The sequence below is a fragment of the Methylorubrum rhodinum genome, assembly GCF_014199935.1.
Lineage (GTDB): Bacteria > Pseudomonadota > Alphaproteobacteria > Rhizobiales > Beijerinckiaceae > Methylobacterium > Methylobacterium rhodinum.
The window spans coordinates 332,062-340,442 of record NZ_JACHOP010000004.1 but is presented as its reverse complement, the minus strand read 5'-3'; the positions used below and the strand labels follow the sequence as shown (position 1 = coordinate 340,442).

The following is an 8,381-nucleotide window of genomic DNA, read 5'->3' as shown; positions in this document are numbered from 1 at the left end:
GCGCATCAGGGTCTCGAACAGGCCCTTCTCTACCCAGCGTCGGAACCAGCCGTAGACCGTGCGCCACGGTGGGAAACCTTCGGGCAGCGCCCGCCACCCGCCGCCTGTACGCAGATGCCAAGCAACGGCCGCCATCACCGCCCGCGCTGACTTGGCGTTCGGACGGGTCGGCGGGTCCGCCCGCTCCAGGAAGCGGGCTACCTCGTCCAGGCCCGCTTGCATCACTACATCCTTCAGGCGCGTCTCATGACGCGTCCGATGCCGGTCCGTCCACATCTGCTCTCTCCTCCGTCCTGCCAGACGGATTGCGTGTTCGTGACACGAGACAGATGGGGACGGACGGTGGAGGACCTCAAACAGGCTCTGACGCTTCGGGCGACGCCGCCGGGCCCGGCGCCGCAGCATCGAGATGCCGACGACGAGGGCGACCGGCAGCAGCGCGGCCTGCACGCCGATCACCTCCCAGGTGGCGTCGTTGAGGCCTTGCTCGGGGGAAGAAGGCCGGTACTCCGTCGGTGGTATAGGGCAGGATCTGCTGTTCCTGACGTTCCCGGAACGCCTCGCCGACCATGAGCGGGCCCATCGGGAACAGGAAGGCCGAGGTCACGACGAACATCGGCCGCGTCGGCAGGGGGAAGGCGGGCCACTGCATCGCCACGAACGAAGCCGTCGACGCCCTCGGCGAGCGCGTTCGGGAACGGGATGGTGAGGGCCTGCACGACGGTCGATCCGCCCTCCGCCTCCGATCACCCGTGGCTCGACCGGGCGAAATCCGTCCGCCGCCGCCCAGACGACAGACTCCGCGAGACCGCGGCTGGACTGGATGACGCCCCGACATTGCCGTGTAGAGGATTGCCGAGGATCGCCCGGAACAAGTCGAGCGTCCTTCGCGTGACAGACCGTCCGGCGATCAGTCGTCCGTCGCCGCGCGACAAATGCTTGCGGCGCCACCGCGAGAGTCCACGAGATGTCTGCCCTCGCGGCGAAGCCGCGCGCGAGCGCCGCGGAATGCCTCGCGGGCGTGACAAATTTCGGCCCCTTTTCCGATTCGCGACGAAACCCTGCGGCCACGTTGGGGATTGTTAGGCAAAGGCGCGGCGCCGCCCGGAGAACGGGCGAGCGGACGGCATCCGATCGAGCACAGGGAGCGCGCCACGTGACGGCGCGCGGGCGTGATATCATGATCTCGAACCACTTCGCCGCGGCCGGCTTCGGCCTCGTCCTCTTCGGCGCGCTCGCCGGTCCGGTCTCCGCCGCGCCGTCCGCCGACCGCGGAGCCCGGCAGGTGGCGGAGGCGGCACAGGTTCGTCCGGTCTCCGATACTCGCCCCGCCGAGGCGGAACCCGAGGAGGAGGGCGCCAATTGCAGCAAGCTGCGGCGGCGGCTGTGGATCGAGGGTGAGGGCTGGCTCGTGCGCCGGGTGACGATCTGCCGTTGATCGGTTCCCTGGGCTCTCAGCATTCTGCATCGCTGGCGCCGGGCGCGCATCCGGAACGAGCATGGCCGGAAGGATTTGATCCTTCGAATCGCCCGTATCCCGCCGCTCCGCGCGGCGCCCCCGTCCGGAGACCCGTCCCGTGCAACGTTCCCCGCATCGTCCTGCCCGGCTCCTCGCCGCGAGCGCCCTCCTCGTCCTCGCCGCCACCGGCGCCAGGGCCGAACCGGGAACCTACGGTGCAGCGGTCCAAAGTCATGGATACGGCCATCCGGTCTATGCCGCGGGCGGCTACGCCTTCGCCGGAAACGCCATCGACGGCAGCTATATCGGCGCGCCCTTCACCCGCATCCCGAGTCCGAGCCGCCTCGTACCGCCGGCCTGGGGCTACGGCACCTACGGCGTGCCGACGGTCGCGGGCGTCCGCGACGCCCCCTCGGCCCGTCCCGCGCTCTACGTGATCGAGCGGCAGGGCCGTACCGAGAACCGCCTGCTGCCGCGCCGCAGCGCCCGCGTCGTCTCCCGCGGCGGCGACGGGCAGTGGACCGACCTGCCGCTCGGCGCGTCCGAGCGCGCGGCGGTCGAGCGCAGCGGGGCGCAGGTGGTCTCGGTGCGGGTGCCGGCGCGCTGACCGGCAACCGGGCGAGCGTTCGGTCACCCACCGATGGATTCGTTTGGACACCTGCGGGCCTCGGTCGAGGCCGGCGTCGCATCGTGACAAGCCGTTAAGCTATCCTGTGCACGATCTTCCCTGGCGGATCGAGGGGGGAAGACCGTGCACATCGTCATCGTCGATTCGAGCAGGGTCATCCTGAAGGTCGTTGCCGGCATGCTGGAGCCGCGCGGCCACGTCGTGACCCAGTTCACCGACTCCGCCGAGGCGCTTGCCTACGTCACCGATAATCCCCGCGTGCGCGCGCTCATCACCAGTCTGGAGGTCCGCCCGATCGGCGGGCTTGAATTGTGCTGGTCGGCGCGGCTGCTCGCGGAAGCGAGCCGTCCGCTGTCGATCATCGTGATGTCCTCGGTGCGCAACGCCCGCAACCTGTCCGAGGCGCTCGACAGCGGCGCCGACGACTTCATCGACAAGCCTCCGGGCGCGGAAGAGCTGCAGGCGCGCCTGCGCGCCGCCGAGCGCCTGACGAGCCTTCAGAGCGAGCTGATCCGCCTCGCGGAGACCGATCCGCTCACCGGCCTGCTCAACCGCCGTGCCTTCCTGCTGCGCTCCCGGGAGGCCGCGGGCCGGGCGGGCTCGTTCGGGCGGCTCTCGGCGGTGCTCCTCGACATCGACCACTTCAAGCGGATCAACGACGAGTACGGCCACGATGTCGGCGATACGGCGATCAAGGCGGTCACCGGGCTGATCGCGCAGGAAGGCATCGCCGGCCGCCTCGGCGGCGAGGAGTTCGCGCTGGTCCTGCCCGGCCGGAACCTGACGGAAGCGGAGGCGGCAGCCAACCGCCTGCGCCTCAATGCGGCCGACCTGCGCATCCGCTCGCCTCGAGGGCCCGTGCGGCTGACCTGCTCCTTCGGCGTGAGCGAGTGGGGCGAGGGCGAGACCGTGGAGGGCCTGCTGAAGCGGGCCGACATCGCCCTCTACGAGGCCAAGAACGGTGGTCGCAACCGCGTGGTCTCGGCGACGAACGAACTCGTCCTCGCCCGCGCGGGCTGAAGCCCCCGCATCGCCCGGCCGTCGGCTCCGCGGCCGTCGACGGGCGCTGGGCGCCGACCGTTCCGAAGCGGGACAGCCGTCGCCGCCCTTCGTCGGTATTTTCCCCGGATTGCACGATTCGGAATGGTTAATCGGCCGTAAACGCCTGGAACGACTCTTGTTCTTTCCTACCCGTACGCCGCGGCGCCGTCTTGCGCCGGAACGGAAGGGGGGGCGGCATGAGTTCAGCCGTTGACGTTCTGATCATCGACGAGCCGCCGGGCCTCGACCCGACGCTGCGCGACATCCTCGAACACGAGCCGGCGCTCCGCACCGTCGGCGAGGACGATCTCACCGGCGACGGCGACCGCCCGGTGGTCTCGCTCGTCTTCGTGCACGAGGCCCATCCCGAAATGGGCTGCCGCCGGATCGCGGCCCTGCGGGACGGACGCCCCTGGATGCGGGTGCTCGTGGCGTTCCACGCCCTCGACGCGGGCGCGATGTTCGGGCTGATCGAGGCGGGCGCGGACGCCTTCGTCGGGCGCGGCACCCCGGCGCGCGAGGTCTGCGCGATCGTGCTGGCGCTCGGCGGAGCGGCCCCCCTCCCCGCCCGCACCGAGGCGGCGGCAGCGGAGAAGGCCCCGGACGCGATCGGCCTGACGCCGCGGGAGGCGGAGGTGCTGCGCTTCCTCAGCGCGGGCTTCAGCAACAAGGAGGTGGCGCGGCGCTTGTCGCTCAGCGTGCGCACGGTCGAGACCCACCGGCTGAACCTGCGCCGCAAGACCCAGACCGGCCGGCTCAAGGATCTGGTCATGCTGGCCCGTCAACTCGGCCTCAAGCCGGTGCTAGACAGCGAGACACCCCGCGCCCCGGCCCACCACGCCGTCCACGCGGCACGGTTGTGACGCCGCGCCGGTCTCAGTCAGATCACGTCATGCGACCGGATCTGAATTACCTGATCCTGGACTGAATTTTTGTGGTCTCTTAACCGACTTGGCAGAGGATCGACGCTCCGGGGGGAGTGTCGATCAATGCAGCAACTGAAAAAGCCGTGCCCGCCGCGGCCGGGGGCGGCCACGCCGACGGCGGCGGGCACGATTCCGGCCCTCACGGCGGAGGTCGGCCGCATCGCCCAGGACAAGATCGGGCATATCCAGCGCATCACCGCCCAGACCAAGATGCTGGCGCTCAACGCGCTGATCGAGGCCGCCCGCGCGGGCGAGCAGGGCCGCGGCTTCTCGGTGGTGGCACAGGAGGTGCGCGCCATCGGGACGTCGATCGAGACCCTGGCGCGCGAACTGGAGACGCAGCTCTCCGCCCGCATCGGCGAATTGCAGCGCGCCACGGACGCCGTGAGCGACGACGCGCAGGGCGAGCGCCTGATCGACCTCGCGCTCAACGCCGTCGAACTCATCGACCGCAATCTCTACGAGCGGACCTGCGACGTGCGCTGGTGGGCGACCGATCCGTCCGTGGTGACCTGCGCGAGCCGGCCCGAAGCGGCGGCCGCGGCCTACGCCGCGACACGCCTCGGCGTGATCCTCTCGGCCTACACGGTCTATCTCGACATCTGGCTGTGCGGGCGCGACGGCACCGTCCTGGCCAACGGCCGCCCCGACCGGTACCCGACCCTGCGCGGCCGAAGCGTCGCCGACGCGCCCTGGTTCCGCGCGGCCATCACCCAGCGGAGCGCCGACGCCTACGTGGCCGGCGAGGTGCGCGCCGAGCCGCATCTCGACGGCGCCCGCGTCGCGACCTACGCGGCGCCGATCCGCGAGGAGGCGGGGGCGACCTGCGGCGTGCTGGCGATCCATTTCGACTGGGAGCCGCAGGCGCGGGCGATCGTTCAGGGGGTGCGCATCGCCGCCGAGGACCGCGCCCGCACCCGTGTGCTGCTGGTCGATGCCGGACGCCGGGTGCTGGCCGCCTCGGACGGACGGGGCGCGCTGACCGAGATTCTGGCCTTCGATCCGGGCCCGCGCGCGAGCGGCGCCGTTCGCGATCCGGCGGGCACCGTCACGGCCTTCCACCGCACGCCGGGCTACGAGACCTATCGTGGCCTCGGCTGGTACGGGGTGATCGTGCAGGGGAAGGGATAACCGGGAGGCGTGACCGAGCGGGCGCTCACGCCGCCTTCTTCGCTGCACCCCGCTTCGCGACAGTGCCGCCCCTCCGCTTCCCCGTCCGGCGCGGCGGCTCCGCCGTCGCCCGCGCGAGGCGGCTGCGCAGGAGGCCGAGCACCGCCGCCTCCTCGGGCCGCAACGTGTCGAGCCCGTTCCTGAGTTCGCCCTCGACCGCGTCCTTGATCTGCAGGAGCAGGCCGCCTTCGAGGTAGCAGCCCAGGATTTCGGGGTGGATGTAACACTTGCGGCAGATGGTCGGCGTGTTGCCGAGCCGGGCCGCCACCGCCTCGATCGCCGCGCGAAGGTTCTTTTTGGCGAGTGTCTCGCTGTCGAAGGCCTCGAATTCCCGAAGCGCCAGGGCCGCCAGCACGGTCCCGGCCCAGGTGCGAAAATCTTTTGCCGTGAAATCCTCGCCGGTGATCTCGCGCAGGTACGCATTGACGTCGGACGAGGTGACGTCGCGCCGCTCTCCCTCGTCGTCGATGTACTGGAACAGCTCCTGGCCGGGCAGGTCCTGACAGGCCTTGACGATGCGGGCGACGCGGCGGTCGCGCACCGAGACCGACCATTCCTTGCCGCTCTTGCCCTTGAAGCGGAAACGCATCTCGGAGCCCGCCACCTTGACGTGCGGGTCTCGCAGCGTGGTGAGGCCGTAGCTCTTGTTGGAGCGGGCATAATCGTCGTTGCCGACGCGGATCAGCGTCGTCTCCAGGAGATGCACGACGGTGGCCAGCACCTTCTCCCGCGGCAGCCCGCGCCGGCCCATATCGGCGTCGATCCGGGCACGGATGCCCGGCAGGGCCTCGGCGAAGGCCATGATGCGGTGGAATTTCGAGGCCTCCCGCGCCTCGCGGAAGCGCGGATGGTAGCGGTACTGCTTGCGCCCCTTCTCGTCGCGGCCGGTCGCCTGGATGTGGCCGTTCGGGTGGGGGCAGATCCAGACGTCGGTGTAGGCGGGCGGGATCGCGAGGCTTTTGAGCCGCTCGATCTCGTCCGCGTCGCGGATCGGCGTGCCCTTGGCGTCGAGAAACCGAAAGCCCTTGCCGCTGCGCTTGCGCCGCAGGCCGGGCTTGGCGTCGTCCACGTAGCGCAGGCCCGCTTCGCGCGCGGCCTCGCGCGGCTCGACCACCCCGGCTCCGGCCTCGTCCGCCAGCATGGCGACCTCCCGCGACTCCACGACGTGAGCCGACAACCGGGAGGCCAGGGGCGCTGTTCCGGCCTGCGGCTCCATACCGGGGGACGGACCGTGCTATGGCCCCGGGGATGAGCGCGCCCGACTCCCCCAAAACACTCGTTTTCGTCGTCACGGAGGACTGGTTCTTCGCCTCGCACTTCCTGCCGATGGCCCGCGCCGCGGTGGCCATGGGGCTGTCGGTCGCGGTGGTGACGCGGGTGCGCGATCACCGCGCGGTGATCGAGGCGGCGGGCGTCCGCGTCGTGCCGCTGGAGGCCGAGCGCTCCAGCCTCAACCCGATGGCGGCGGGCTACGCCGCGGGCCAGCTCTCGGGCATCCTGAAGGCCTTGAGCGCCGACATCGTCCACTGCATCGCGCTGCGCGGCATTCTTGTCGGCGGCACCGCGGCGGCGATGGCCGGCATCCCCCGCCGGGTCTTTGCGCTGACCGGCCTCGGCCTGCTCGGCGCCCGCGAAGATGCGACGGGGCGCCTGTCGCGGCTCGCCCTGAAGGGCCTGATCCGCGGCCCGCTGGCGAGCAACCGGACCCGCTTCCTGCTGGAGAACCCGGACGACGCCCGTGCGCTCGGCCTCGACCCGTCCGACACCGCCGTCACCATCGTCGGCGGGGCGGGCGTCGATCCCGAAATCTTCGCGCCGCGCCCTTTGCCGCCCCCCGCCCCGCTCCGGGTCGCCATCGTCGCCCGGATGCTGTGGTCGAAGGGCATCGACGTGGCGGTGGAGGCCGTGCGCCGGGCGCGCAGCGGCGGCGCGGCGGTCGAACTCTCGCTCTACGGCGCCCCCGACCCGTCGAACCGCCGGGCGATCCCCGAAGAGACCCTGCGCGGCTGGACCGGGGACGGCGTGACGTGGCACGGCCCCACCCGCGACGTGGCCGGGGTGTTTGCCGCGCACCATGTCGGCTGCCTGCCCTCGCGGGGCGGCGAGGGCCTGCCGCGCACGTTGCTCGAAGCCGCGGCGTGCGGGCGCGCCCTGCTGACCAGCGACGTGCCGGGCTGCCGCGCGCTGGTGCGCGACGGCGTCGAGGGCCTGCTGGTGAAGCCGGGCGACGTCGCGGCACTCGCCGCCGCGCTGACCCGGCTCGCCGCCGATCCGGGCACGGTCGAGCGGATGGGTGCGGCGGCGCGGGCGCGCATTCTGGAAGGCGGATATACCGAAGAGGCCGTCACCGCCTCGGTCGCGCGCATCTACGCCGAGCTTCTCGCGTCGTGACGCCGGCGCGCGATCCCCTCGGCTTCATCCGCACCCACACCCGCCTGCGCCCGGTGCCGCACGCACCGGAGATCGTGCTGCACGTCGCCGACGAGGCGACCGCGCTCTGGCAGAAGACCGAGGACGAGTTGCAGGAAATCGGCCTGCCGCCGCCGTTCTGGGCCTTCGCCTGGGCCGGGGGACAGGCGCTCGCCCGCTACCTCCTCGACAACACTGCGACGGTCGCGGGGCGCACGGTGGTCGACTTCGCCTCGGGCTCGGGCCTCGTCGCCATCGCGGCGGCCAAGGCCGGGGCGGCGCGGGTGCTGGCGAGCGACCTCGACGCCTTCGCGCTCCACGCGATCCCGCTCAACGCCGCCGCCAACGGCGTGGCGAACCGGATCGCGACGACCGGCGCGAATCTGATCGGCAGCGACGCCGCGATGAACGCGGGATGCGTGCTCGCGGCCGACGTGTTCTACGAGCGGGACCTCGGCGAGGCCGTCACCGCGTGGCTGTCAGGTCTGCACGCGGCGGGCCGGACGGTCCTCATCGGCGATCCCGGCCGCGCCTACTTGCCGAAGGCGCGGCTCGTGCCGCTCGCGACCTACGAAGTCCCGGTCACCCGCGATTTGGAGGATGCCGAGATCAAGACGTCGCGCGTGTGGACATTCCGGTCAGCCTGAACGCATCATCCCGAAATTGCCGATTTTGGCGTTCAGGCGGCATTCAAGCCGCGGGTTTCCAATGACGCGGCAGCGACCCGGCGGACATGCGCCCGCCGGGC

9 protein-coding genes are annotated in these 8,381 nt (G+C 71.5%); 7 read left to right on the top strand and 2 right to left on the bottom strand.

Translation table 11 applies throughout. The features are described 5' to 3' along the window. Positions 1-222, bottom strand: a 222-nt coding sequence (locus HNR00_RS07695) for a transposase (RefSeq protein WP_183567332.1), incomplete at its 3' end; no start/stop codon positions are given. Positions 223-967: 745 nt separating this feature from the next. On the opposite strand from HNR00_RS07695, the gene HNR00_RS25480 reads away from it, so the two are divergent. The 5 genes from HNR00_RS25480 (at position 968) to HNR00_RS07670 (ending at position 5,185) form a co-directional block, all read left to right on the top strand. Further along, positions 968-1,438, top strand: coding sequence for a hypothetical protein (locus tag HNR00_RS25480; protein ID WP_246390391.1), 471 nt, complete (start codon positions 968-970; stop codon positions 1,436-1,438). Positions 1,439-1,577: 139 nt separating this feature from the next. After that, the gene (locus HNR00_RS07685) at positions 1,578-2,066 is read left to right on the top strand and encodes a hypothetical protein (RefSeq protein ID WP_183567329.1); all 489 of its coding nucleotides are present in this window, start codon (positions 1,578-1,580) and stop codon (positions 2,064-2,066) included. Positions 2,067-2,210: 144 nt separating this feature from the next. Beyond that, on the top strand, positions 2,211-3,107 hold the full coding sequence (locus HNR00_RS07680) for a GGDEF domain-containing response regulator (RefSeq protein ID WP_183567326.1): 897 nt from the start codon (positions 2,211-2,213) through the stop codon (positions 3,105-3,107). Between the two features lie 218 nt (positions 3,108-3,325). Further along, on the top strand, positions 3,326-3,991 hold the full coding sequence (locus HNR00_RS07675; RefSeq protein ID WP_183567322.1) for a helix-turn-helix transcriptional regulator: 666 nt from the start codon (positions 3,326-3,328) through the stop codon (positions 3,989-3,991). A 126-nt stretch (positions 3,992-4,117) separates the two neighbouring features. Then, positions 4,118-5,185, top strand: a complete 1,068-nt coding sequence (locus tag HNR00_RS07670) for a methyl-accepting chemotaxis protein (protein ID WP_183567319.1) — start codon at positions 4,118-4,120, stop codon at positions 5,183-5,185. A gap of 25 nt (positions 5,186-5,210) precedes the next feature. On the opposite strand, the gene HNR00_RS07665 is transcribed toward HNR00_RS07670, so the two are convergent. Continuing rightward, complete coding sequence (locus HNR00_RS07665) at positions 5,211-6,365, bottom strand: DNA topoisomerase IB (RefSeq protein ID WP_183567316.1); 1,155 nt, start codon at positions 6,363-6,365, stop codon at positions 5,211-5,213. A gap of 107 nt (positions 6,366-6,472) precedes the next feature. Between HNR00_RS07665 and HNR00_RS07660 the strand changes: the two genes are divergently transcribed. Both HNR00_RS07660 and HNR00_RS07655 read left to right on the top strand, forming a co-directional pair. Further along, positions 6,473-7,615: a glycosyltransferase family 4 protein gene (locus tag HNR00_RS07660; RefSeq protein WP_183567313.1), complete on the top strand. Its 1,143-nt coding sequence runs from the start codon at positions 6,473-6,475 to the stop codon at positions 7,613-7,615. Then, complete coding sequence (locus HNR00_RS07655; RefSeq protein ID WP_183567310.1) at positions 7,612-8,280, top strand: class I SAM-dependent methyltransferase; 669 nt, start codon at positions 7,612-7,614, stop codon at positions 8,278-8,280. Before HNR00_RS07660 ends, HNR00_RS07655 begins: the two co-directional genes overlap by 4 nt. Positions 8,281-8,381: the final 101 nt, after the last annotated feature.

Bases quoted from the DNA above. Each gene is read 5' to 3' on its own strand.
- HNR00_RS25480 (WP_246390391.1), top strand. From the start codon at position 968: ATGTCTGCCCTCGCGGCGAAGCCGCGCGCGAGCGCCGCGGAATGCCTC.
- HNR00_RS07675 (WP_183567322.1), top strand. From the start codon at position 3,326: ATGAGTTCAGCCGTTGACGTTCTGATCATCGACGAGCCGCCGGGCCTC.
- HNR00_RS07670 (WP_183567319.1), top strand. From the start codon at position 4,118: ATGCAGCAACTGAAAAAGCCGTGCCCGCCGCGGCCGGGGGCGGCCACG.
- HNR00_RS07665 (WP_183567316.1), bottom strand. From the start codon at position 6,365: ATGCTGGCGGACGAGGCCGGAGCCGGGGTGGTCGAGCCGCGCGAGGCC.
- HNR00_RS07660 (WP_183567313.1), top strand. From the start codon at position 6,473: ATGAGCGCGCCCGACTCCCCCAAAACACTCGTTTTCGTCGTCACGGAG.